General features: G+C 41.2%; 20 protein-coding genes. 11 read left to right on the top strand and 9 right to left on the bottom strand.

The features are described 5' to 3' along the window. The first annotated feature begins 7 nt into the window (after nt 1–7). Both BVH04_RS18675 and BVH04_RS18670 read left to right on the top strand, forming a co-directional pair. Nucleotides 8–1,648: a L,D-transpeptidase family protein gene (locus tag BVH04_RS18675; RefSeq protein WP_140160615.1), complete on the top strand. Its 1,641-nt coding sequence runs from the start codon at nt 8–10 to the stop codon at nt 1,646–1,648. Nucleotides 1,649–1,847: 199 nt separating this feature from the next. After that, nucleotides 1,848–3,503, top strand: a complete 1,656-nt coding sequence (locus BVH04_RS18670) for a L,D-transpeptidase family protein (RefSeq protein WP_169714462.1) — start codon at nt 1,848–1,850, stop codon at nt 3,501–3,503. Here BVH04_RS18670 and BVH04_RS18665 read toward each other — a convergent pair. Further along, nucleotides 3,483–4,172, bottom strand: a complete 690-nt coding sequence (locus tag BVH04_RS18665) for a murein L,D-transpeptidase catalytic domain family protein (RefSeq protein WP_086542993.1) — start codon at nt 4,170–4,172, stop codon at nt 3,483–3,485. The two genes, BVH04_RS18670 and BVH04_RS18665, sit on opposite strands and share 21 nt — an antisense overlap. A gap of 295 nt (nt 4,173–4,467) precedes the next feature. Here BVH04_RS18665 and BVH04_RS18660 point away from each other — a divergent pair, with 295 nt between their 5' ends. Both BVH04_RS18660 and folE read left to right on the top strand, forming a co-directional pair. After that, nucleotides 4,468–4,878, top strand: coding sequence for a 6-pyruvoyl trahydropterin synthase family protein (locus BVH04_RS18660; RefSeq protein ID WP_086542992.1), 411 nt, complete (start codon nt 4,468–4,470; stop codon nt 4,876–4,878). Then, the gene (gene folE / locus BVH04_RS18655) at nt 4,838–5,542 is read left to right on the top strand and encodes a GTP cyclohydrolase I FolE (protein WP_086542991.1); all 705 of its coding nucleotides are present in this window, start codon (nt 4,838–4,840) and stop codon (nt 5,540–5,542) included. Before BVH04_RS18660 ends, folE begins: the two co-directional genes overlap by 41 nt. Before the next feature lie 23 nt (nt 5,543–5,565). Here folE and BVH04_RS18650 read toward each other — a convergent pair whose 3' ends face one another. Next, complete coding sequence (locus BVH04_RS18650; RefSeq protein ID WP_140160614.1) at nt 5,566–5,889, bottom strand: hypothetical protein; 324 nt, start codon at nt 5,887–5,889, stop codon at nt 5,566–5,568. Between the two features lie 455 nt (nt 5,890–6,344). Here BVH04_RS18650 and BVH04_RS18645 point away from each other — a divergent pair, with 455 nt between their 5' ends. From BVH04_RS18645 to BVH04_RS18635, 3 genes are all read left to right on the top strand, one after another. Further along, nucleotides 6,345–6,941, top strand: a complete 597-nt coding sequence (locus BVH04_RS18645) for a DUF4136 domain-containing protein (RefSeq protein ID WP_169714461.1) — start codon at nt 6,345–6,347, stop codon at nt 6,939–6,941. A 394-nt stretch (nt 6,942–7,335) separates the two neighbouring features. After that, nucleotides 7,336–8,016, top strand: coding sequence for an SDR family NAD(P)-dependent oxidoreductase (locus tag BVH04_RS18640; protein ID WP_086542988.1), 681 nt, complete (start codon nt 7,336–7,338; stop codon nt 8,014–8,016). A gap of 88 nt (nt 8,017–8,104) precedes the next feature. Continuing rightward, nucleotides 8,105–9,097 carry a phosphotriesterase family protein gene (locus tag BVH04_RS18635; RefSeq protein ID WP_086542987.1) on the top strand — a complete coding sequence of 331 codons (993 nt, stop codon included), beginning with the start codon at nt 8,105–8,107 and terminating at the stop codon, nt 9,095–9,097. Between the two features lie 182 nt (nt 9,098–9,279). Here BVH04_RS18635 and BVH04_RS18630 read toward each other — a convergent pair whose 3' ends face one another. Next, on the bottom strand, nt 9,280–10,185 hold the full coding sequence (locus BVH04_RS18630) for a class I SAM-dependent methyltransferase (RefSeq protein ID WP_086542986.1): 906 nt from the start codon (nt 10,183–10,185) through the stop codon (nt 9,280–9,282). A 276-nt stretch (nt 10,186–10,461) separates the two neighbouring features. After that, entirely contained in the window at nt 10,462–12,171 is a 1,710-nt protein-coding gene (locus BVH04_RS18625; RefSeq protein ID WP_086542985.1) for a M28 family peptidase, read from the bottom strand. A 235-nt stretch (nt 12,172–12,406) separates the two neighbouring features. Between BVH04_RS18625 and guaA the strand changes: the two genes are divergently transcribed. From guaA to hemL, 3 genes are all read left to right on the top strand, one after another. Next, on the top strand, nt 12,407–13,936 hold the full coding sequence (guaA, locus tag BVH04_RS18620) for a glutamine-hydrolyzing GMP synthase (protein ID WP_086542984.1): 1,530 nt from the start codon (nt 12,407–12,409) through the stop codon (nt 13,934–13,936). 322 nt (nt 13,937–14,258) lie between these two features. Next, complete coding sequence (locus BVH04_RS18615) at nt 14,259–15,908, top strand: hypothetical protein (protein ID WP_086542983.1); 1,650 nt, start codon at nt 14,259–14,261, stop codon at nt 15,906–15,908. Between the two features lie 3 nt (nt 15,909–15,911). After that, complete coding sequence (hemL, locus tag BVH04_RS18610) at nt 15,912–17,207, top strand: glutamate-1-semialdehyde 2,1-aminomutase (RefSeq protein ID WP_086542982.1); 1,296 nt, start codon at nt 15,912–15,914, stop codon at nt 17,205–17,207. Between the two features lie 183 nt (nt 17,208–17,390). Here the strand turns inward: hemL and BVH04_RS18605 are convergent, their stop codons facing one another. After that, nucleotides 17,391–17,600: a type II toxin-antitoxin system HicB family antitoxin gene (locus tag BVH04_RS18605; RefSeq protein ID WP_086542981.1), complete on the bottom strand. Its 210-nt coding sequence runs from the start codon at nt 17,598–17,600 to the stop codon at nt 17,391–17,393. A gap of 239 nt (nt 17,601–17,839) precedes the next feature. Between BVH04_RS18605 and BVH04_RS18600 the strand changes: the two genes are divergently transcribed. Continuing rightward, a complete protein-coding gene (locus BVH04_RS18600) occupies nt 17,840–18,193 on the top strand; it encodes a Spx/MgsR family RNA polymerase-binding regulatory protein (RefSeq protein ID WP_086542980.1) in 354 nt (117 codons plus the stop codon). A gap of 201 nt (nt 18,194–18,394) precedes the next feature. Here BVH04_RS18600 and BVH04_RS18595 read toward each other — a convergent pair whose 3' ends face one another. The 4 genes from BVH04_RS18595 to BVH04_RS18580 all read right to left on the bottom strand — a co-directional run bounded on the left by BVH04_RS18595 (nt 18,395) and on the right by BVH04_RS18580 (nt 25,106). Next, nucleotides 18,395–19,777 (bottom strand): c-type cytochrome domain-containing protein, encoded by a 1,383-nt coding sequence (locus BVH04_RS18595; protein WP_086542979.1) that lies wholly within the window; start codon nt 19,775–19,777, stop codon nt 18,395–18,397. Beyond that, nucleotides 19,770–20,642, bottom strand: coding sequence for a sugar phosphate isomerase/epimerase family protein (locus BVH04_RS18590; protein ID WP_086542978.1), 873 nt, complete (start codon nt 20,640–20,642; stop codon nt 19,770–19,772). The genes BVH04_RS18595 and BVH04_RS18590 overlap by 8 nt, the downstream gene beginning before the upstream one ends. Before the next feature lie 7 nt (nt 20,643–20,649). After that, on the bottom strand, nt 20,650–22,155 hold the full coding sequence (locus tag BVH04_RS18585; RefSeq protein WP_086542977.1) for a DUF1501 domain-containing protein: 1,506 nt from the start codon (nt 22,153–22,155) through the stop codon (nt 20,650–20,652). Between the two features lie 209 nt (nt 22,156–22,364). Further along, nucleotides 22,365–25,106 (bottom strand): DUF1553 domain-containing protein, encoded by a 2,742-nt coding sequence (locus BVH04_RS18580; protein WP_086542976.1) that lies wholly within the window; start codon nt 25,104–25,106, stop codon nt 22,365–22,367. Nucleotides 25,107–25,276 lie beyond the last annotated feature (170 nt).

The following is a 25,276-nucleotide window of genomic DNA, read 5'->3' as shown; positions in this document are numbered from 1 at the left end:
CAAAAATATGCACAAACACTTATTGTTAGTATTGCTCCTGAGTCTTGCTCCGGGGCTTTTTTGTTTTGCCCAACGTACTGATCTGCAAGATAATATTAGGATAAGACTCGAGCTAGATCAGCCTGACATTCCATTAAATGTGCGTCAGCAGGAGCTTTTTGCCAAAGGCGAAATATACCAATTCTACACTAATCGCTTATTCCATCCTGTTTGGACAGAGAATGGTGTACTCACCGAATTGGCGTACGAACTGAGGTTTGAGATTATTCAAAGCAAGTTTGATGGACTTAGTCCCCAGAACTACCACTTGAATCTGATTAATGTGTTTTTCACACAATTCGAGTCGAACAAAAAGCAAACTACCCCCAATGCGTTGGATGATTTGGCAGATGTGGATTTGCTTCTATCGGATGCTTTTTTTCATTTGGCAGCACACTTAGAAATAGGTAAAGTGGATCCTCAGACATTGGCAGGCCATTGGCGGATCACTGCTAAAACGGCCAAAGTAGCGTACAATGATTTGCTCGAATTGGCAGTGACCAAGAAGCAGATTAGACAATCACTGGAGACACTTTATCCGGATATCACGATTTATAAAAAAGGTAGAGAAGTGATTAGGGCAATGGATGAAATCCGTAAGCAGGATACACTTAACTGGAAGGCTGTCAAAATCTCCAAAACCATTAAAGTCGGTGAAACGAATGGAGGGATGCCCAACTTACGGGAGCGTCTTGCTTTCTGGAAATATTTAGAGCCTTACACATTTATAGATGAGAAGGAATACGATTCGACGATGTTTGCTGCTGTTCAGAGATTCCAGCAAAGAAATGGCTTAGAGTCTGATGGAGCTCTGGGCAAAAATACGGTCAATGCATTGAACCAATCTCCAGTGGATTTGATAGATAAAGCTTCAGTGAATATGGAGCGACTTCGTTGGCTGCCGGATACGTTACGTGGGGCCGAGATGATTTTGGTGAATATTGCCAACTATCAATTGGATTACCTAAACAATCGAGACACGCTTTTTTCGACTAGAGTGATCGTAGGCAAGAAATACCATGAGTCACCTATTTTTTCTTCCGCGATGAGCTACATCGTGTTTAGTCCTTACTGGAATTTGCCAACCTCCATTGTGCGAAATGAAATCATGCCTGCTGTTCGTAAAAACCCGAATTATCTAGCTCAGAAAAACATGGAAGTTGTGACCTTCTCGGGTAAGCCTGTGAATTCCTCCTCTGTGAATTGGAGTGGGAAATCCATTCCTTATATGGTTCGTCAAAAACCCGGTGCTAACAATTCTCTTGGCTTGGTGAAATTCATGTTTCCAAATGAATATAGTGTTTACATTCACGACACACCGGCGAGGAGCCTTTTCAAGAAAGAAGACCGAGCACTTAGTCATGGATGCATTCGGATCGAGAATCCCGCAGTCTTTGCAGGACTTTTACTTAAAAGCAATAGTTCTTGGACTGAAGAAAAGATCAATCTGGCTATGCATCAAAATCATGAACAGATTGTGACGCTAGACCGAAAAATTCCTGTAGTCCTGCTTTACTTAACCTTCTGGGCAGATTCAAAGGGACAAGGTCATTTCCGACAGGATATCTACGACAGAGACATGGAAGTCTTGGAGGCGCTTCGCAAATAGGATATTCAGGAGAAGTCTACTACCCCAACTTGGGTAAATCCGGACTCAGTTAAAAGTTACTTTTTTTTTCACCCAGCGATTTCAGTAAATCTTAAAGCAGTGAATGTTAACAAAATGAATTGAAATCACAGAGGTTTTTTTTAAAAAAAAATTAAGCGTACGATCTTTGCCTAATATGGGCTTACACAAAATGCCTTTTATGAATAAAAAGATAATTATCCCAATTGCCGCAGTTTTACTCTTAGCAGTAGGACTCTTTTGGTTTTTTAACCAGCGAAGATCCGACTTGACAGATGAATTGCAGCAGCATTTAACCAGTGAGAAAGTAGGCGTTTTGGCCGAGTCAGATTATTCAGAGTCGATTCACGAGTTCTACACTGAAAGAGACTATATGGAAGTTTGGCTTTTTAATGGAACTCTTTCAAACAAAGGAGAGGAATTGCTGGAGCAGATTGAAGATTCCAAATATGATGGACTACAACCATCAGACTACAATCTCACCAAGATCTATGAACTTTCATCCAATAAGGATAAGGAGAATAAAAAATTCCGAAATCTGTCTTCTGAAGAAAAAGTCAACTTGGAATTACTGCTGACTGACAGCTTCTTTAACCTAGCTCATGACTTGGATAAAGGCAAAGTGAACCCATCTTCTCTTGATCCAAACTGGAAGTTTGAGGAGAAGGAAACTGATTTAAATTATTCAGATTTGATAAAAGAGGTGGCGAGTGGAAGTTCTGTCAAGAAGACTTTTGAAAAGCTATATCCAAATTCAGAACTGTATGCTCATGGAAAAGATGCGATCAAGGAACTGTATGAGATTCGTGAGAATGATACGTTAACTTGGAGTTTTGAGCCAGTTGAGGGAGCAATTAAAGTGGGAGAGAAGCACGCTGCTATTCCTGAATTGCGCAAACGACTGGTGTTTTGGGACTTTTTAAAGCAATACGACACGGATGAAGCTACACTTTTTGATTCTACGATGTTTTCTGGACTACAGAAGTATCAGGAGTCCAATGGTATGAATCCAGATGGTGTGATTGGTTCTTTAGTAGCTGAGTCGCTAAATAATTCCCCTCAAAATCTAATCGATATCGCATCCATTAATATGGAAAGACTTCGCTGGATGCCCAAAATGGATTGGAATCAAGAGATGGTCCTCGTGAATATTGCCAACTATCAGCTGGACTATATGGAAAAAGCTGATACAGCTTTCACGGCGAAAGTGATTGTGGGTAAGGAATACAATGAGTCTCCGACATTTACGGCACCGATGAGTTACATCGTATTTAGCCCTTACTGGAATATCCCCGAATCCATTACGAATGAGGAGATTATTCCCTCCGTTCAAAAGAATCCAAACTACCTATCGCAGAAAAACATGGAAGTGGTGAACGGAAGTGGAGAAGTTGTTAAGGCTTCAAAAATCAATCTGTCAAAAGAAGAAGGGTATAGAGTACGCCAAAAGCCTGGAGGGGATAATTCCCTAGGCTTGGTGAAATTTATGTTCCCCAACGAATACAATATTTACATACATGATACGCCCGCCAGAAGTCTTTTCGAAAAAGAAACAAGAGCCTTGAGCCATGGCTGTATCCGGATTCAAAATCCAGAGCAATTTGCCAAAATCCTCCTTCATGATAAAAGTTGGACTGATGAAAAAATCAAGGAGGCGATGAATCAGGAGAATGAAGAAGTGGTAGAGCTGGATAGAAAAATCCCAGTTGTTATACTTTATATGACCTTTTGGGCAGATAAAGACGGTAAAGCCAATTTTAGATCCGACGTGTATGATCGAGATCAGGGGCTTTTGAAAGCTTTGCGAAGTGACAAATCAGGCCTTGATAAGGCTTGATTTGTTGATGTAATTATCATCTTTACCGAAAATAAAAAGTAGAGAACCATCTTTAATCAGATCAATTGCCTGTGCAGAAAGCTCGCTTGGTAATGCAGGACAGCCAAGGCTTCGGCCAAGTCTTCCCACTGACTTCGCGAATTCTTCCCTTGCATAATCAGCACCATGAATCACTATCGCACGATTTCTTGCCTGATCATTGAAGCCTTTTTCCAGCCCATCCAATCGAAGTGAATAGCCATGCTTGCCTGAGTACGTCTCAGCAGTTTTATAAAAACCCAAGCTACTTTTGAAAGATTCTGGTTGATTGGAGAAGTTTTTCGCCATCAGATCACCAGAATTTCGACCATGAGAAACGACTGAATTCAAGAGGATTTCTCCTTTTTCAGGATCAATAATCCACATACGCTTTGCAGTGGAAGGGAGACTGAAGTCTATTACTGTCAAGACTTTGGATTTGAGATTGTCCTTCATTTTGTCCCATCCCTGGATAGCCATGGTGAAAACTTCTTTGGAAGGTAGGACTCCGGTGCTAGTATGCAATCCATCGTAAATCTCTGAGACCGGATCGATCGAGGTGATGGGACTTAAATTGTTTTCTTTGAAATCCGGATTTGGAAAAATCCCTATAAATAATAGAAAGGTAATCGCGAGAGTTTGTGAAAGCATAAGTCTTAGGGTGATATTACAAATTTAGGGAGATATCCTGTGAAACAAACGAACCTAAAGTCAGTCTCTTATGATTTTGGTCATAAAAGGTGTGAAATTAATCTGGGAACCTTCTCAGTAGTTTTCTCGGTTCTTCGCTTGAGGCATTAGCACCTACATTTTGGCACCAATTAATATTCTCTAATTTTGCGTTCCGAAAATTATCCCACTGTATTTCAGGATGATTCTAGTTCTGTAACAGTATAAGACTAAAATAATTCAAACAAAAGTTGAAAAACTGCTGTTTACCCAACTCATGAAAGTAACAGTATTTAGAAAAGAACATTTCAACGCGGCGCATCGTCTTCACAATTCAGACTGGTCGGACGAACAGAATCAAGCCGTATTTGGCAAGTGTAATAATCCCAATTATCATGGGCACAATTACGATTTGATAGTCAAGCTGCGAGGTGAGATTGATTCTCGGACTGGCTACGTATATGATATGAAAATGCTCAGTGACTTGATCAAGGAGCATATTTTGAAAAAATTAGATCACAAAAATTTAAACCTGGATACCGATGAATTCAAAGAACTTAACCCAACCGCCGAGAATATTGCAGTGGTTATTTGGAATATTTTAAGGGAAAAAATTGATCGAAAATTCGAGTTAACAATTCGACTTTATGAAACAGAAAGAAACTTTGTTGAATACGATGGGAATTAATATCGCTAGGGCATCTGCGGAAGACATCGGAGATGAGCACGTGGGAACTTCCCTGGAAACGCCTCTCAGAGAGGATGCTTTCGAAATGGATGATGAGCTGAAAATCGAGTTAATCGAGAAGCACTTCAGAGAGATTATGCATATTATGGGGCTAGACCTGACCGATGATAGCCTAAAAGGCACTCCGCATCGTGTAGCAAAGATGTATGTGAAGGAAGTTTTCAGCGGATTAGATCCAAAGAATAAGCCTGTTGCAAAGCTGTTTGAAAACAAATATAAATACAGTGAAATGCTCGTGGAGAAGAATATCACCTTCTTCTCTCACTGCGAGCATCACTTTGTGCCGATTCATGGCAAGGCGCACGTCGCATACATTTCCAATGGAAGTGTGATCGGCCTGTCAAAGATCAACCGCATCGTGCAGTATTATTCTCAGCGTCCTCAGGTGCAGGAGCGGCTGACCATGCAAATAGGAAACGAGCTAATCGAGGCACTGGGAACTGATGATGTAGCGGTGATCATGGACGCAGATCATATGTGCGTGAGTTCTAGAGGAGTAAAGGACACAACAAGTTCAACACTGACCTCGTTCTATTCAGGAAAGTTTGAAAAAGACGAACAAACTCGAAATGAGTTTATTAAGTATATCAGCTTAGAGAGATAAAATTTGAAGGGCTAAACCAACATTTAAACCGAGCTGTGAGGCTCGGTTTTTTTAATTTTTAACCGCGGGGGACGCAAAGTTTTCCGCAGAGAACGCAGCCGATTAAGTTTTCCTGCTTCTTCAGAATCAATACTGGGTATAGTTTTTTTACCGTAATGAGCATGAAGAAAAAGTGAAGAGGTTTTTGGAGAGAATGGAGTTTTCATTTGTAAATAGCCAATGCGGTTGTTCAATCCCCGCACGTCAGGCAGGCGCTTCTGGAATGTGGAGTGGAAATTGGATGCGGGGCCACCCATCCCGAATATCTCGGACATGGGTGGCTGCGAGACAGCGTAAAAGTTAGTCATGGTTAGACTGCCTCGCAGTCTTTACGATTTTGAAGCATGGACCAATGATCCCTAGGGATCAAACCATGATTAGCCATGAGTAACACCCATGGAATATGAGTGAATTTTCGTGGTATTCCCAAGCCTGCAGGGCTTGAACATTACTTGGTTTTTTAGCCGTTAAAACCATTCTTTAACAACTCTATGAGGTCTTATATTGATGAGTACCGTTCGCAATTTTTTGCACGGATCGTTGAGATTATTGCACATAGATTCTGTATAAATGATTGATTTTTCGGTTGTTATATGGTTTAAGCCTATTTTTTCTGTCTTGGCATTGTATTCGTTTTATAATAGGTATGATAGCAAAAGGAAGCTAGATTAGAACTGCTACGATGCAGTGTTTATAGGATTTGAAATAAGATCAAAATCAGTAAGGCTTCCATTTATTAATGTTCCACCAAAAAATAAAAACCATGAAAAAATTAACTTATTTCTTACTATTTACACTTTTCAGTTTGACAATAGCTGCTTGTTCCAATAAAGGGATGAAAGTAGTTACTAGAGAAGGTGGTGATACTGACCTTACTAATTATTCCACTTATGCATGGGTTGCGGATGTAGAAGGGATTCCCAGTTCATATGCTTTGATAGGACCGCATGAAACAATACTATTCAATAATCCATCTGCCCAGAAAATGATAAAAGATGCGGTAGAACTTCAAATGAAAGCGAGAGGGTTCACCCTAGACAACAGTAACCCAGATATGCTTGTCAACTTCAAAGTTCTTGAAGGGGAAACTGAACTTAGAAAATTTGTATTGGATAATGGTCAGGATTATCTGGGATTCGGTCCAAGATCTACGGCCGTACAGATGGTTCCCGTAGATGCAGGAACAGTATTAATTAACTTTATGAATTCAAAGTCAGGAGCGCAAATTTGGCAAGGATTTGCCTCAGGTGCCTTAACTTCTGATGATATCAAGAGTATGAGCGCGATGCAAACGAAAGTAGCTGCAATTTTTGAAGATTTTGACTTCAACCAATTTGAGACGGGTATAAGCACTGAGTAACAGAGATCTAGCTATATATTCTTAGGCATTAGAGTCAGGTATAGTCTAAAAAATATTTTAACCCAACACTAATTTTAGTGTTGGGTTTTTGTTTGATTTCAGCTTAATGCGGGGCGAAGGGCATATGGCTAAACTGTGCCATTTTTGTTTCGCGAAAGTAATAGACTGATTTTTCTATGCCCCAAAACCTGTAAGTTATTAGCTACTAATACCTTAAAATCAATGGAATGAAAAGTATTTTTCATGTGATGGAAATGTACTTGACAACTTGTCAATCTTCCTAAAAAATCTATCTTATTAGTAAATTGAAAATCATCAAGGAATTTTTACTCCTACTTCTTATTTTTTCAAACAATCTCCTTCTGGTATTGCTTTTACCTAAAAGGGAAATGTTATGAAAGGAAAGAATATTGTAATTATAGGTGGAAATTCTGGAATCGGAAAAGCAGTGTCCGAGCTGGCTATAGAGAGCGGTGCTAATGTGTTCAGTTATTCCAGAAGTGAAGATGGCGGAAGCAAACTAGATGTCACCGAGGAATTCTCAGAAATAACCGATTTACCTGAAATAATTGATGGGCTGGTTTATTGTCCTGGTTCCATCAATCTGAAGCCTTTTCATAGGATTTCTATCGAGGATTTTAAATCAGAGATGGAGCTGAATTTCTTCGGTGCTGTTAAAGTTTTACAAGCCTGCATGAAAAATCTCAAAAAGTCTGATCGTGCTTCTGTCGTCTTATACAGTACGGTTGCGGTGCAGACTGGCATGGGCTTTCATTCGGGAATAGCTTCAGCGAAAGGGGCAGTGGAAGGGTTGGTAAGGTCTCTAGCCGCTGAGTGGGCTCCAAATAAGATACGAGTAAATGCGGTAGCACCTTCTCTAACTGACACTCCATTGGCCCAGCAGCTTTTGAGTACGGATGACAAGAGATCAGCTTCTGACAAAAGGCATCCGCTGGGAAGAATTGGTACACCAGAAGATATTGCTGAAGCGACTCTTTACCTTTTGTCTGACAAATCATCTTGGATTACAGGTCAGATTCTACCGGTTGATGGAGGAATGTCTTCTTTGAAATAAGTAGTGACGCGACTTCTTTTCATGTGATATTCTGTAAATCTTTGAATTAGATGTTGACTTTCATTAAGGTAGTGTTGTAGCTTTAAAGATGAAATTCTGTTTAATAGTTGGGTTAAGCTTGCTTGTTTCATGCTCCATGCGAGTAGTGGAAACTGGTTTTTTGAACACTGCCACCGGAAAAATTCCCATCGACTCCATGGGAATTACATTGATCCATGAGCATATGCTCGTGGACTTTATAGGTGCTGATTCTGTTTCGCCAGCTCGATATAATCAAGAGGAAGTGATCGCTAAAGTTTTGCCCTATTTAATCGAAGTAAAGAAATATGGGGTAAAAACGATTTTTGACTGTACACCATCCTACCTGGCCAAAGATCCTGTTTTGCTTAAAAAACTCAGTGAACAATCAGGAATTCGACTAGTGACAAATACCGGTTTTTACGGGGCAGTGGATAATAAGTATTTGCCAGATTTTGCTTTCACTGAAACTGCCGAACAACTATCACAACGATGGATTGAGGAATTTGAAAATGGAATAGGGGACACGGGAATTAAACCTGGCTTTATCAAGATCTCTGTCAATGAGGAAAGCACCCTTCGTGGAGTTGATGCGAAGTTGGTCAAAGCAGCTGGCCTCACTCATCAGAAAACCGGATTACAGATAGTTTCGCATACAGGTACTTGGGCTACCGCTAGTCAGGAAGTGGCTATTTTGAAGGAAATGGGACTTGATCCCTCGGCATTTGTTTGGGTTCATGCGCAGGCCGAGCAGGATTTTCAGAATTATATGATAGCTGCCAAACTTGGCGCTTGGATTAGTTTGGACGGCATTGGTTGGAGTGTGGATGAATACGTAGATCGACTGCTTTATGCCAAGGAAAAAGGATTCTTAGATCAAATTCTGATTTCACACGATGCGGGATGGTACGATCCCTCCAAACCCAATGGGGGAGATTTCCAGCCATTTACGAATATTTTCGAAAAGCTCATGCCAGCATTAAATTCAAAAGGATTTGAAGAGGCAGATTGGGAAATGCTTTTAGAAGAAAATCCTGTAAGGGCTTTTGGAATAAGCAATTAGAGGATACCTCCAGACTGATTTAGGATTCTAAATAATAGGAGGGGGGAATAGGTCCTTAACGCTTTACTGTACTTACCCAGTCAAATGATTAGAGCTAAATCTAGATGAAGTGTTGAATTCCCGATAATACGATATGGGTTGGCTTATGGATCAGTACAGTCTATGCGATTACCAACACTTAACTAAATTTTTTCAAACACCAATCTATAATGCTCCATAATTTCTTTTTCAAAACACACCCTATTAGGGCTTATTCTAAAAATAGCTACTTGATGTCTAAATTCTTTGTTAGTAATGTATTGAGGAAGCAATGAGGCGTATAACCAATACTTTTTTAAACTAAACTTTCTAAACTTCTTTCTCCATTGCCCGATTGTTTCAATATAATCTAGCCTGCCACTGCTTTGAGATATAAGTTTAAAATGAGGTTCAGCATTTCTTATTACCATTTCTGGCCCGTATGGAAGCCATGAACCTGGAAATTCTTTAATCATTAAAGCCAAAACATGAGATGCAGATCCCTTCTCGGCATTCACATCTATATCCTCGAAGTCGATCATATTCTTGCCAAAGGTCATAGTTTGCATGTAAAACCTTCCACCTTTTGGTAATAGGTTATCTAAGGTTTGAAAAAAATCGCTGTAAACCTGTTCTTGTCTCCCAGCTTTCCATTCCTCTACAGAACAGAAATGTTCCAACCCACCAATGCAGGTGATGGCATCAAAAACTCCAAAATCTTCGGTTTTTACGGTACGACAATCTTTCACTTTCACATTCATGCCATTTTTACGACAAGCTGTTGCCTGCCCTTCAGACAGGGTCAATCCCATAATAGAAACACCTCTTTCCTTAATGCAATAAGTTATGAATGGTCCCCAGCCACAAGCCATATCCAACACTTTACTGCCTTTTTTGATGTTTAGGCTATCGGCTATGAATTTGTGCTTCGCTTTTTGAGCCTCCTCTAGAGACATTGAAAAATCACCATCATATTTTGCACCACTAAAATCTGCCGTTTCGCCGATACTTAAGCGAAATATATTATCGATCGTTGTGTATGTAAAGTCCAGGTCCTTTTTATCTGCCATTTTTCTATTTCTTAATTGTAACTAATAAGATATATCTGTAAAGGTTTTTGTCCTTTTTTGATATTATTCCCTTCGTTCCTTAAGATAGTTTGAATTTACTTTTTAAAAATGGGGGTATTTAAAATTTTAAGAGATTTTTGTGGAGGCAGGAATTGGGAAATGCTACTAAACGAAAATCCGAAACGGGCTTTTGGCATTGTAAATGATCAATGATCAAATTCATTTTTCAAACTCAAGTGCATTGCCGCTAGAGTAAGAAAACCTAATTTATTTCAACTACAACTGCACCATCTGAGCTGAAATCGCTGCTTTGGCAAGTGCTATTTTCTTCAATGTTTTTTCACTATCGGCTGGCACCAAATCCTTGATAGTATCCAGAGACTTTTCATAATAGTCTGTCCAAGTATCCAAGATTTCTTGTTCATCTTCTTTGTGCCCTCCAGCTGCTATAGCTTTTTTACTTAGCTGAACTTCTGTAAGTAATCGCGCTGAAGCTTTTGCCAGAAGCATTGTGATCATATCTTCGGCAGTTTTCGCATCTGCGTTTAATAAGGTAAAAGCAGAGACTAAAGCCGCTGTTCCCACATTCTGCATCGTTTTTTGAGAAACTTTGTCCAAGCGGTCATTATCCGTGTGATAAAACTGATCGGTAAAGTGCCAAAGCAAAAGTCCAGGAATATCTGCCTGAAGAAATGGCGTGTGATCAGATCCGCCTTCGAAAGGATTGGTTTTCACCACCCATTCTGCATATTTTCCTTGAGCTTCAAAGTTGGTTAGGATAAAGTCGTTTAAATAATGAGGTTTCATTTGATCAACTGTCATCGCAGAACCACCCCATTCGCTGTGTTTGTCCTCGCCGCGAGTCCAGATTGCACTCGGATCAGGCATTTTTTCGATCAGGAAAGTTCCTCCCGTGACGTCAGTATTTTCACCAACCATGTCCAAAGATATTCCCCAATTGATCTCCGCTTCTCGTCTGTCTTTTTCTTCAATGTATCTACTAGTGGAGATAATCTCATCTCCCCAAAGAAAAGTCAGGGTTCGCTTAAGATCCAATTTTCCCTTTTTAATCAAATCTGAAGTCATGCTCGCCATTTCCAATTGTGTGCCCACACCAGTTGCATTGTCATTTGCACCAGGCTCTTGGATGTGAGCGGAGAACACCAAGCTTTCTAGCGGCAACTCACTTCCTTTCACATTAGCAACTACGGTGAGTTCTTCAGACTCATAAAGCTTGGTTTCCGCTTTCACAAGAACCTCTACTTTGCCTTTAGCCAACTCGGCTTTTAGTTTTTCTTTTGCTGCAAACGAAAGAGCAATTGCCCATGCTGGCTTATCGGCATCATATCTCAAGCCTCGAAACTGTATCGAAGTGATGTTCTTCTCAGGCTGCAAATACGCTGGCATATCGTAAGTCAGAACGCCCAAAGCGCCTTTTTCACTCACCGCTGATTGTAGCGTTCTATAGCCAACCAGATCCGAAAAAAGGATTTTGCCCGATACATCTTGAGAGGTGAGTGCTTCCTTGTTTTCTATGTAAATCAATTCACCACTAACTCCTTCTGCTGGCGTAGAACTGGAAAATTGATACATCATATTCCTGTTGGTTTCCGATGAAAGTAAATTGTCTTCATTGCCAACGATTTTCAAGGAAGCAGAAACTGGCTCCCAAGTTGGTCTGTTCATCTCCCGAGTTTCGATTCTATAAGTGAAACGTTCTGAATCGGTAGCTTTTTCCTCCAAGACATATCCAGCCGCTTCCAGCTTTTCAGCAATCCGATAGACGGTATTGTTAAACCCAGTATTCCCCGCGATTCTCCAATATTGCTCCACATAAGCAACCGTTTCATAAGCCAAGTCACCCGTGAATTTTGGCCTTACCAATTTGAAATAAGGATCAGTAATTTTCTGAAGTGGAGCCTTTTGAGCAAAAGAACTTATGCTTAGAGCGAGAAAAAACAGGGAAAGGATAAGTTTTATATTCATACTGAAAATTTTAAATGGAGTCGTTTCAATGATGCTAGATAATATATTCTTTACTGAAATAAATGACCGTTGGAGGATTTAAGATTTCCGAATTGGAATTTACGAAAGGGGGGAAACTCAGCCTAATCTTCCAATCTTTCAATCTTACAATCTTCTAATCCCCTAAGACCAAACATTATTCGGTAAAATTTCTCAGATCGTTTCCTCAGTTTGCTTGCCCTGCTTACCTTTGCGCATGCCAGAACAAATCTTGATCCTCGACTTCGGTTCTCAGTATACACAACTCATCGCCCGACGAGTTAGAGAGCTGGATGTTTATTGCGAAATCCACCCCTATAATAAAGTCCCAGAAATCACCTCCGACATCAAAGGTGTGATACTTTCAGGTTCTCCTAGCTCAGTTAGAGATGAGGGATCTCCAGATTTGGATATGGACGTTTTGAGAGGCAAGCTTCCGATATTAGGCGTGTGCTATGGTTCGCAATTATTGGCTCAGAAATACGGGGGAGAAGTGCTTCCATCTGAGATCAGAGAGTATGGCCGAGCAAAGTTGAGTCATATAGATACACATTACGACCTGCTCAAGGAAATGAGTCATGGTTCGCAAGTGTGGATGTCTCATGGCGACACGATCAAGAATTTGCCTGATAATTTTGATGTAATAGCCAGCACTGATTCTGTTCGTGTGGCTGCTTTCAAAATCAAAGAAGAAGAAACATACGGAATCCAGTTTCACCCAGAAGTAACTCACTCCACAGAAGGAAAAAATCTACTTAGAAACTTTGTGGTAGGAATCTGTGGCTGTGCACAGGATTGGACTTCTGATGTATTCATCGATGCCAGTATCGCTGATCTGAAAGCTAAAATCGGTTCTGACAAAGTGGTGATGGGACTTTCTGGCGGTGTGGATTCTTCCGTAGCAGCTACATTGATTCACCGTGCTATTGGCGATCAGCTGATCTGCGTGTTTGTAGACAATGGCTTGCTTCGCAAAAATGAATTCGAGGAAGTATTGGATTCGTATAAGCATATGGGATTGAATGTAATTGGCGTAGATGCTAAGCAGAAATTCTATGATGCGCTAGCAGGAATAACAGATCCTGAAGCGAAAAGAAAAGCAATTGGAAATGCATTCATTGAGGTTTTCGACGAAGAATCAAATAAACTAGAAGGCGTAAAATGGCTTGGTCAGGGCACTATTTATCCAGATGTGATCGAGTCTATTTCCGTGAAAGGCCCTTCTGCTACTATCAAATCTCACCACAATGTGGGTGGATTACCTGATTTCATGAAGCTTTCTGTAGTAGAGCCTCTGAACACACTTTTCAAAGACGAGGTAAGAGAAGTTGGTAGGGCATTGGAGATTGTAGAAAAGATTATCGGAAGACATCCATTCCCGGGTCCGGGGTTAGGAATCCGTATTTTGGGAGATGTGACTGCTGAAAAAGTGAAGACGCTTCAGGAGGTTGATCATATTTTTATTAAAGGTTTGAAAGATCATGGACTCTACGATGAGGTTTGGCAAGCTGGCGCAATGTTGCTTCCAATTCAGTCTGTAGGTGTGATGGGAGATGAGCGGACTTATGAGAAAGTGGTCGCTTTGAGAGCTGTAGGATCTGTGGATGGGATGACTGCTGACTGGATTCATCTTCCATATGAGTTCTTGGGCAAGATTTCCAATGATATCATCAATAAAGTAAAAGGTGTAAATCGCGTCGTTTACGATATCTCTTCGAAGCCACCAGCAACTATTGAGTGGGAGTAAAAGATTTTCAAATTTCAAATTTAAGATTAAAAACCCGGAGCTTTGTCTTCGGGTTTTTACTTTTTATGTTTATCCATTCTCTAACTTATAAGGGACAAAATGGTTATAAATCTGGTTCAAACTAGCATTTAGGTGACTTCGGTCTCCCGTCATGGGACTTCCAACCTAGAAACTAAAAAAATCAATGTTAATGGAATCATCCGGAAGCTATCGGATGAGGTTAATAATAATACTCATGGAGCCTTTTCGGCCTGAACTTTGGGTTTGAAAATAATGGGTTAAATTTGCAAACCCAGTTTGATGTTTGATTCACCTCGATAAAATGAAAAAATTTCTTTTAATGATTCCGGTATTTTTCACCTTGAGCTTAGCTTTTGCTCAAATTCCTACACCGGATGCTTATCGCAAGGCTCAATCAGAGCTAGCTGCCAAAAATTATTGGGAAGCCATTCCGCTTTTCAAGCAATTTACAGATCCAAAAGAATACGGTAATCTGGCAAACTACGCAGCATTTCATTTGGGGGAAGCCGCTCTTGGAGCAAATCAACCGGCACAGGCAGTAGCTGCTTTAGAACCAATAGTGAGTGGTAACTGGGCTAAGGAAGATGATGCTAAATACCTTTTGGCAATAGCCTATTTCAAAAATCAACAGAATATAGAGGCTCTTCAGATCATCAAAAAGATCAAAGATGATAAGGTTATGGCAATGGCTGCAAATGCCACTTACGAAAATTTGAAACAGGTAAGTGTCAGTTTCATGATAGCTAATATTTCTGAGTTCAAAGAGAATAAAGGCTATGGTGAAGCACTAAAGCGTGTTTTGGAAAGTCAGACCATTCTTTCTGCAACAGAGCGGGCAGCTTACTATGAATTGCAAGGAAAGGGGTTCGAGAATAAAAATGTAGTGAAGGACCAGATTTTGGATATCGTGGTGATTTTGCCTTTCACCAATTCTTCCCGTACCAATTTGTCAAATATTCCACAGAATGATTTTGTCTTTGAACTGTATCAGGGCTTGGAATACGGGATGGAGCAATTGAAGCTGAGTGGAACTAAGGTCAATATGTTGACTTTTGATTCGAAGAGAGATATAGCACATTTGCAAAATATATTGGCAGATCCAGCTATCGCTTCTGCTGATATTATCATTGGCCCTATTTATCCTGAAGAGACCGATTTGGTAAGCAGTTTTGCTGAGACGGCAAGAATTCCGTTCGTTCATCCGCTTTCTAACTTGGGTGATAGGTTTGAGGAATTGAATTACAGTTATTTGTTTCGCCCGTCTGTGAGTTCAATTGCAGCTGGAATCGTGGAAAGTTTGAGAAAGCAGAATTGGGGTAAAAGAGTAGCGATAGGATATAGCGCGAGCTCACGAGATGAGATGCTGGCAAAAATGCTACAAGACCAATTGGGAAAAGCAGGATTTCAGTTGGTGAAATTTGAGCAGATTACTGCCCGTAACACCAGTTCGTTTTTACAAGGACTGGGGATTCGAAGTGGTCAGAGAAGTATGCCTGTAGATCAGATTATTTTGCTTTCAGACGATCCATCAATTGCTCAGCCTGCATTTTCACTTATGGAGTCAATCACTGCATCCATTCCCACCTTGGTGATGGACTCATGGTTGGGTTTTGACTTTGCCAATTACGAAATGATGGAGTTTCCGAACTTCTATTTTATCGGAAATAACACGCTCAATTTCTACGGAGAGCCCATGCAGCAATTTCGAAACAAATTTTACAACACGTACCTGAGTTACCCAAGTATGAATACTGCACTTGGAGTAGAGATGGTAAATTGGGTTGCTTCCAGTATGTCTGATTCCAAAGGTTTTGATTTGAGAAGAAATCTAGATCAGAATGCATTTCAAGCTGGAAAGTTGACTTGGGGATTTAACTTCCAAGGCACCCATAATAATCAATATGTCCCACTGTTTAAGTTAGAAGCAGGGGAACTGAAACCTTTAGATTAACCAATGAATATTTCTAAGAGCAAAGAGCTTTTTTCAAAAGCCCAAAATTTCATCCCTGGCGGAGTGAATTCGCCTGTTCGTGCCTTTAGAGCTGTAGGCGGTGAGCCACTTTTTATCAAAAAAGCTGATGGAGCTTATTTGTACGATGAGGATGGAAACAAATTCATCGAACTAATTAATAGCTGGGGGCCCATGCTCCTTGGCCATAATCATCCCATGGTGAAAGAAGCTGTGATCAATGCAATGGAAGATGGGACTTCTTTTGGCGCTCCGACGGCGCGTGAAGTGGAGATTGCTGAGTTGATCGTAAGTATGGTTCCTTCCATTGAGAAAGTCCGTATGGTTAATTCTGGTACGGAAGCGACAATGTCTGCTATTCGAGTTGCCAGAGGCTTCACAGGTCGCGATAAGTTCATCAAAATGGAAGGGCATTACCATGGACATGGTGACTCGTTTTTGATCGCTGCAGGTTCTGGTGCTATGACTATGGGAGATCCTGATTCTCCTGGAGTGACCAAAGGAACTGCAAAGGATACTTTGATAGCACTTTTTAACAATCTGGAAACGGTAGAAGAACTGGTAGCTGCAAATCCAGGTGAGATTGCTGCACTGATTTTGGAGCCTGTTCCGGGGAATATGGGACTTTGTCTTCCAAAGCAAGGTTACTTGCAAGGCCTGCGTGATATCTGTACCAGAGAGGGGATTATCTTGATTTTCGATGAGGTAATGACAGGTTTTCGATTGGCAAAAGGAGGAGCACAGGAAGTTTTCGGAGTGACCCCGGATATGACTACCCTTGGTAAAATCATCGGTGGAGGTATGCCGGTAGGAGCCTATGGAGGAAGGAGAGAAATCATGGAGTTTGTTTCTCCTGCAGGTCCTGTTTATCAGGCTGGAACCCTTTCTGGGAATCCTATTGCGATGGCAGCAGGATTGACCATGTTGAAGCATTTAAATTCCAATCCAGCCGTTTATGATGAGTTAAATCATATAGGATCAACTTTGGCTGATGGGATAAAAAGTATCAATAAAGAATTAGGCTTCGACTATACCGTCAACAGAATAGGAAGCATGTATTCTTTGTTTTTTACAAGTGAAGAAGTTTATGACTTCGAAACTGCAAAGACTGCTGATACTGTTTTGTTTGGGAAATATTTCCAAGCGATGCTGAAGCGTGGCGTGTATTTGGCTCCTTCACAGTTTGAGAGTTTGTTCTTATCCACTGCCTTGAAAGACGAGTTGATCGATCAGATTTTGAGTGCTCATAAGGAAGCAATGGTGGAGATATTGGGGCTATAAAGTTTTATTTGTTGATCACTCAGATCGATCTTTTGAAACTTATTCTTGAAGTTTTTAAGCAACTTCATTTGGAAGCTTCTCACCATATTTAGCTGAGATTTTCTGAGAATTGTTTTGAGTATTTGGATGACATTTCTTCATGGTAAAAAGGGGATTGAAATCTTTTGCGAACCAAAAGTCAAGCTAAGCATATTGTAGTTTGCCTTTTGGTTTTGGTATTTTCATCCCATCCTCTTTTGCTACTTTAACCCAAAGTTTAATTGCTTGCTGAGCATTTTCCAATGCCTCTGTTTGGTTATCACCATGTGTTTTGATAGAGGGAAGTTCAGGGACTTCTGATACAAAGCACTCGTCCTGATCACTCCAATAAACGAAGACTCCGTATTTGCTCATTGCTTAGAGAGTTTAAAATGGGTTTCTTTAACTATTTGGTGATAAAACTGTCAGAAAAATAAGATATTCAAGCATATCTGTTTTCTTGTCAGTAAATAAATGATGCGATCATAGGATCACGAAAAGTATTGATTTTGGGGCCACTTTGGTAACCCGTCATCAGTCTTCCAGTCAATGAACCAAGGTAATTAGGTCAACAGGTATAATTCCAACTAGTAAAATCAATAAATAAAAATCTCATGTCCATCAAAGTCTACGGAATTAAGAATTGCAACACGATGAAGAAAACCTTCGATTTCCTTGTGGAAAAAGGAGTGGAATACGAGTTCATCGACTATAAAAAGCAAAAGCCTGATGCGCCACTTTTAGAAGGCTTTTTGGAGAAAACTGATCTTGCCTCTCTGGTAAATAAGAAAGGAACAACCTATCGTAAGATGAGTGATGAGCAAAAATCAGCCCTTGAAAATGAGGAGACGGCGATTCCGATTTTAGAAGAAAACTCAAGTATGATCAAGCGTCCTGTGATTGTTTATAAAGACGGAAGTCTGAGTTTGGGTTTTGATTCAGAGGAGATAGCGGGGCATTTGAAATAGAAGCTCTCTCAACGGCGCGGTGGCGCAACGTTTTTGCTGCTCTTCGGAATTTACAATCCAGAAGCTTTATCCGAGAATTTACCAACCTGCTTTTATAAAGTAATAGTATCGGGTAGGATTAGAAAACCTCTGATAATTCCTTCGAGGCTAAAATACTTAAAGGAACCAGACGTTGCGCCGTTGCGCCGCCGCGAGAAAAACTCAATACACAATTGTATCCGTCGCCAAAGGAGGCAAGCTGAGATTCCCCGTTTCCAGGTGAAAGCTAAATTGCGAAGATCTCCCTGAATCAGCAGCCGGAGAGTCAAAAGCAAATACTTTTTCTAATGTTGGGTGGCCGTCCAGAGACCCTAACTTGTCAAAAGTGACCTTAGTGTCATTGATATATAGCAGTTTCAAATTTTTATTCCCAACTAATTTCTCCATGCCAACGCCTTCAATAGAAGTCTGATTAAGCTTCAAAACTGTCAGGTGAGGAAGTGTAGCAATTTGCTCTAAAATAGAATCAGTTATAGCAGTTCCAGTCAGATCCAAGTAGACGATCTGATCTTTTGCGGATTGGAGTAGCTGCCAATCTGAATCAGAAAATGCTGGAAAATTAACACAGCTGATTTTCAATAAGGGAGAGTCTTTTTTTACTACTTCTGCGAAAAAGCCCTGATCTCTGAGTATGGAGATGGAATCCAGCGGAAGCTTTGCAACCTCAACGACAGGATAAAATGGTTTCTCATTCTTTTTGAAGAATGGCTCTACCATACTCACGTTAATTGACGATTCTCCAAGTTTTGCTTTTTCGGAAGATCCCGATTCAATCCAAGCTTTGATTAATTCGATCTCCTCTTTTCTTGGTTGACGCTTATCTTTTGGAGGCATGTGGTCATCATCATCTTCTGGCAGAATCAATCTGGCGAATAGTGCGCTTTTCTCGGGATTTTGGCCTTCTAGAATCTCACCGTCTTCACCGCCTTTTTGAATTCCTTTGAACGTACTCAGATCCAATTCCCCTTTGAGCTTTTTAGGGTTATGGCAGCTTTTGCAGTTCTGATCTAATATTGGTTGTATTGCACCAGTGTAGAATTCCACCTCTTCCCAGTTGTCGGCAGGGAGTTCAAGAGGCTCAGCATAGCTTGTTTCTCCGCCAAGAAAGGCTTGTAGTTCAGGAGGTAAAACTTCGGTGAAATAATCATCACCATGGGTGATACTTCCACCTAGATGGCCTGTGAGTGTTAATATCATCATAAAGCTGGCTCCTTTGATTTTCAGCTTTGTTGGAGTAGCCGCAGCCCTTTTCAGATGATACCACAGACCAAAGGAAAGTAGGGTAGTGAAGATTCCTAAAATGAGGTGGAACTTAACCGTGTCCCAGCTATATCCTTCATTTTGATACTGGAGAAAACCGCTAATACTAGCCAGTAGAGCTGAAATACCACCCAGTAGAAAGGCTAGTTGGATAATAGGCGAATAAACTGAATACTTTTTTCCAGCCCAAAAAATCAGGATCACGCCAAACACCAAGAAGCCAATCGGCATGTGAACCAAAATCGGATGAAACCTCCCAAATAATGGCAAGATAAAATCAATCATTTGCGAAGCGTTCTTTAATGGCTTTCATGATAAAAACATTGGCTTCCCATTGGTCTGCGATGGGTACATTCGAAAACGGAACGGTGGGCAAATAAGGTGGAGGGCCAAACTCTGTGGTGATTGAATAGACTTCATGATCTGAATTTCGGATGATATTTTCCCAAATATCAAGATGTATGTCAAGCGCCGATTTCCATTCTGGAGCAGCGGGATTATTGACTTGTGGGCCTTCGGCAAAACCAACACGCGCATGAATGTGATCTACACGAGGAAGGATTTGCTGTAGCAATGGATCTTTCAAACCTATTAATCGCTCATGAACCACCATCCAATGACTAATGTCAAGGTTCAGTCGTAAATCGGGAGCTTGCTTCACCATCTCTACAGTAAGTGGGACATTGAATGAAAAGCGGCTACGGTGAGTTTCGTGGACGATGGGAATTCCTGATTCCTTGCTGGCTTTAGTAGTTACATCGATGAACGCTTTATTCTCTTCCAAAGTCCAGTAGTCTGAACCCGTATGAGAGTTGATTTTGACAGGATTCCACGCGATTATTGGTTGCAATCCATCTTCATAAGCTTTGAGTCCTTCCTCATAAGGAAGTCCTTTATTTGTGCCATGAAGGAATATGATTTTCAGATCATATTTTTCAAGTCCAGCTTTTAATTCTTCTTGAATTTCTTGTGAGTTAGGAAACCAAAGTTCTACACCGTCATATCCGTCATTTTTGGCGCGTTTTAGAAACTCATCCATAGATAGCTTATTCCCCCAATCAGTTTGGAAGAAAAGAATTTTTTGCTGGGCAAATACTGGAGAAAGAAAAACTAGAAATAGGAGAAATAGGCAGGTGATTCGAGTAAGCATGCAGATGTTAAGCTAATATTTTATTGATCAATTCGCCTTCCACATCCGTCAATCGGAAAGGGCGTCCTTGGAAATCATAGGTAAACTTTTCATGGTCAAAACCCATCAAATGTAGAATAGTGGCATGAATGTCATGAACCGAAACTCTGTCCTCTATGCCTGAAAATCCAAAGTCATCTGTTCTGCCGTAGGAAACCCCAGGTTTGATCCCGCCACCTGCCATCCACATAGTAAAGGCATCTCCATGATGATCTCTACCTAGGAAGCTTTGTGTTTTACCTTCTCGGTTTTCCTGCATAGGAGTTCTGCCAAACTCACCGCCCCAGACTACCAACGTGTCTTCGAGCATTCCCCTTTGTTTCAAATCGAGTAGTAAAGCGGAAACTGGTCTATCCATTTCACGGCATTTATTTCTTAGTCCCATGTCAATCGATCCGTCATGAGAGGTTCCATGCGTATCCCAGCCCCAATCATACAACTGGACAAATCGAACGCCTTTTTCTACTAGTTTTCTAGCGAGTAGGCAATTGTTTGCAAGGGATTCTTCGCCTGGTTTAGTGCCGTACAACTCATGAATAGATGCCGGCTCGTCATTGATATTCATGACTTCGGGCACTTCGATTTGCATGCGGTAAGCCATTTCGTATTGATTGATTCTAGCGAGAATCTCTGGGTCACCGTAAGCATCAAACTCCTCTTTATTGACTGTATTGATTGCATCAATGACGTTTTTCTTCAGGTTTCGGGACATTCCTTCTGGATCGTCTAAGTACAGCACTGGGTCGCCTTTGGATCTGCACTGTACTCCTTGATAGACGGAAGGCAAAAAACCACTTCCCCAAACGCTTTTGCCTGCATCAGGAGTTTTTCCCCCAGAAGTAAGTACCACAAAGCCTGGGAGATTTTGATTTTCTGTACCCAGACCATAAGTCACCCAACTTCCTAAGCTGGGACGACCAAGTCTTGGGCTTCCCGTTTGCATCAAAAGTTGCGCAGGGCCATGATTGAATTGATCGGTATGCACCGCTTTCAAAAAGGAAACTTCATCAGCCATTTTTTGAAAGTGAGGCATGTAATCTGAAATCCATGCACCAGACTCACCATGCTGGGAAAAATTAGCTTGTGGCCCCAATAGATTGGGAACTCCACGGATGAAGGCGAATTTCTTTCCTTCCAATAAAGACTGAGGGCAGGGCTGATTGTGATACTTAGCCAACTCAGGCTTATAATCAAATAGCTCCAGTTGTGATGGCGCACCTGCCATGTGCAGGTAAATGATTGATTTTGCTTTGGCCCCGAAAGGCGGTGGCAAAGGCGAAAGTGGATTTAGATCCCGCTGACTTAGATTTAATCCTCCTGAGCTTGCTGAGGAACCCGTATCGCAACCAAACATCAACGGAGCCATTGCCAGGCCGCCAACTTTAGAGACACAATCCATCAGGAAATGCCTTCTTGTTTGCTTTTCCAGCTTTTGCTGCGCAAAATCAACGAGCATTTTATCGAGATTTTTCATCCGATTATAATTTGATTTTCAAAGGACGTATGGAATCTCGCTTGGCAAATATTCATCCTATTGTATAGCACTTTCGTCTTGCTCGATTTCATGTGTTTATAATTTGATTTTTATAGGTCTTATAGCTAGTCCCGAACTTAATTCGGTAGAATCTCGCATTTCTGATAATCATCTCATTGTTTGACGCTTTAGTCTCGCTCGATTTCATATCAAGGTTTGGTTAAGAATTCGTCCATATTCAGCAGTGCATTTGCGACCACAGACATGGCAGCTTGCTCAGGATTTGTTGATTTATCTTTCGTGGTAAAGAATGCTACCAATGACTCAGGTTTGCTTTTGTATTCGGCTAGCGCTTCGTCATAAAGGTTGGAGAGTGTCTCTAGTTTTAACTCTGAGATAGGATTCAGAACTAGTTTTTGATAGCCGTAAGCAATGCCTTTTTCTGGTTTTGCAGCGTCTTGCTTGATCATATCGGCAGCTAGATAATAAGCTGCTTCAAGATAAACGGGGTCATTTAGCGTGACCAAAGCCTGAAGCGGCGTGTTAGTCACAATTCTTCTGCTTAGGCAAACCTCTCGGCTGGCAGCATCAAAAGAGATAAAGGAAGGATAAGGGCTTGTTCGCTTCAAAAACGTGTAAATCCCTCGTCTATGCGCATCTTCTCCTGTACTTTCTGTCCATGAATCACCATTATAAACTGTTTGCCAAATGCCCTCGGGTTGATGTGGTTTGACTCCAGGACCGTACATTTTATCGCTAAGCAATCCAGCAACGGCCAATGCCTGATCCCGAACTTGCTCTGCGCTTAATCTGAATCTTGGCCCTCGGGCATACCATTTGTTTTGCGGATCTTTTTTGTAAAGCTCCTCTGAAAGGGCGGACGACTGTTTGTAGGTAGAAGAAATGACTATTTCGCGAATCAAGCTTTTGATGCTCCAATCGTACTCATTCATCGTCTTCCATGCCAAATAATCGAGTAATTCAGGATGAGAAGGAGGATCAGATTGCGTACCCATATCCTCCAACGAACTTACGATTCCGCGACCAAAAAGCTGATCCCAAATTCGGTTTACCAAAGTTCTGGACGTAAGTGGGTTTTCCTTGTCAGTCAGCCAATAGGCGAAACCTAATCGGTCATTAGACCATTCTGGATTCCAATTATTCAGAGTTTTTGGTGTTTCTGGATTTACTTTTTCTCCCAGAGACATCCAGTTTCCCCGATCAAAAACGTTTGTTTCCCTAGCCATATAGGCAGGATTTTCGATCATGATCGGAAGCTTAGTCCCCCTGAAATTCAAGGCTGTTTCCCATGAATTCTGAATATCCTTGAAACCAGGTTTGTCTTTTCCTGCGAGAGAGGGTACAAAGGCAAACCAAACAAATTTGGCGGCGTTTTGATCGGACGTTACACGCGAGTTTTTGACCTCTAAGTAAAGATCAATAAGGCCAGTTGTAGGTTTCAGGGCGATTGCACGAATGATGTCGCCGCTTGTTTTATTGATTTGAAAATCTGCCAGAACTTCTCCTTCAGGGCCTCCATTTCGGATCGTCATCTTGCTTCCGTCAAGGCCAGAGCCATAGTGCATTAGCATCTGATCTGAGCCGCGTGTATCTACCTTTCTCAAGTACGCAGATCCATTGGCTTGAATTCCAAGCCATTTGGTATCAATGAGTTCTGCATTGTTGAAGTCGACAGCATTGTGAGAAGGATACTTAGGCTCAAGATAAGTCATGAAGTTTTTGCGATCCACAGCAGCTTTTGCACTTTCATTTTCTTTGACCCAAGTGAGTACAGACTCAATTTCAGTTTTCTCTTCAGGTGAGAAAAACCTCAGTCTAGGTTCCTCGTCGTGTGTGTCTTCGTCTCGTGAATTATTGAAAAAAGCCGCTGACTGATAAAACTCCTCGTGTCGGATAGGATCATACGGGTGACTATGGCACTGTACACAAGCCATCGTGGTGCTTTGCCATACTTCGTACGTTGTGCCCACTCGGTCAAGTACAGCCGCTACTCGAAACTCCTCATCATTTGTGCCGCCTTCATCATTGTTCATGGTATTGCGGTGAAAAGCTGTTGCCGCCAACTGATCTTCTGTGGGATTTGGAAGTAAATCGCCCGCCAGTTGTTCGATAGTGAACTCATCAAATGGTTTGTCGTCATTGAATGCACGAATCACATAATCGCGATAAGGCCACATGGTGCGGGAGACATCGCGTTCGTAGCCTTTTGTGTCCGCATATCGTGCGAGGTCAAGCCACCAAGTCGTCCATTTTTCTCCATAGGTGGGCGAGGAGAGAAGCTTGTCAACTGCTTGTTCGTAGGAGATTTTTTTGGAAGCATACTGCTCCACAAGATCGGCTGTAGGAGGTAAGCCTGTGATATCAAGTGCGACTCTTCTGAGTAATTTAAGGGGAGCTTCTTCTTCTGAAAAAGCCAGTTCTTGCTCTTCAAGTTTTCTGCCTACGTATACATCTATGGTATTTGTGACAGATGGATTATTATCAGAAGTGAATCCAGCGGTAGTTTTTTGTTCAATGATTTGAGGAGCTTGGACGGGATCATAGGCCCAATGTTCACCCCATTTAGCACCCTGTCTGATCCATGTTTTTAGCAGTTCTATTTCCTCCTCAGAAAGTGGTGATCGCTCATAAGGCATTCTCACTTCGGGATCCGAAGCAATCAGGCGCTTGATCATTTCACTGCCATTAGGATCTCCTGGGATAATTGCCGGGTGGCCAGATTTTGTGTTGGCAAAAGCTTCTTCTTCGAAAAGCACAGAGAATCCTCCGTTCTTTTTTACACCTCCGTGGCAGGAAATACAATTCTTATTTAGGATGGGTTTGATCTGGGTGCTGAAGTCTACTTCCTTTTCCTGGCCAAAAATCATAAACCCAGCTAAGGCTATGATTAGGGCTAGGGTAAGAAAGCCAGCTATTTTGAGATTATTCATGGGTAACTGAATGAATATGAAAAGTAAAGAATTCTGGGCTACTTCGAAAACCGGTTATATCATTAGGGTAATTTTAGTGAGTAATTGGATAATATTCTGGAATTTTGGTCTGGGCAATGTGGATCAACTGAAGTGAGGTATTGGCCTATTTCTGAAGAAGGAAGATATAT

It is taken from the genome of Algoriphagus antarcticus (assembly GCF_002150685.1).
Lineage (GTDB): Bacteria > Bacteroidota > Bacteroidia > Cytophagales > Cyclobacteriaceae > Algoriphagus > Algoriphagus antarcticus.
Note: the sequence above shows the minus strand (reverse complement) of the source record. Positions and strands in the feature narration are given on the sequence as shown.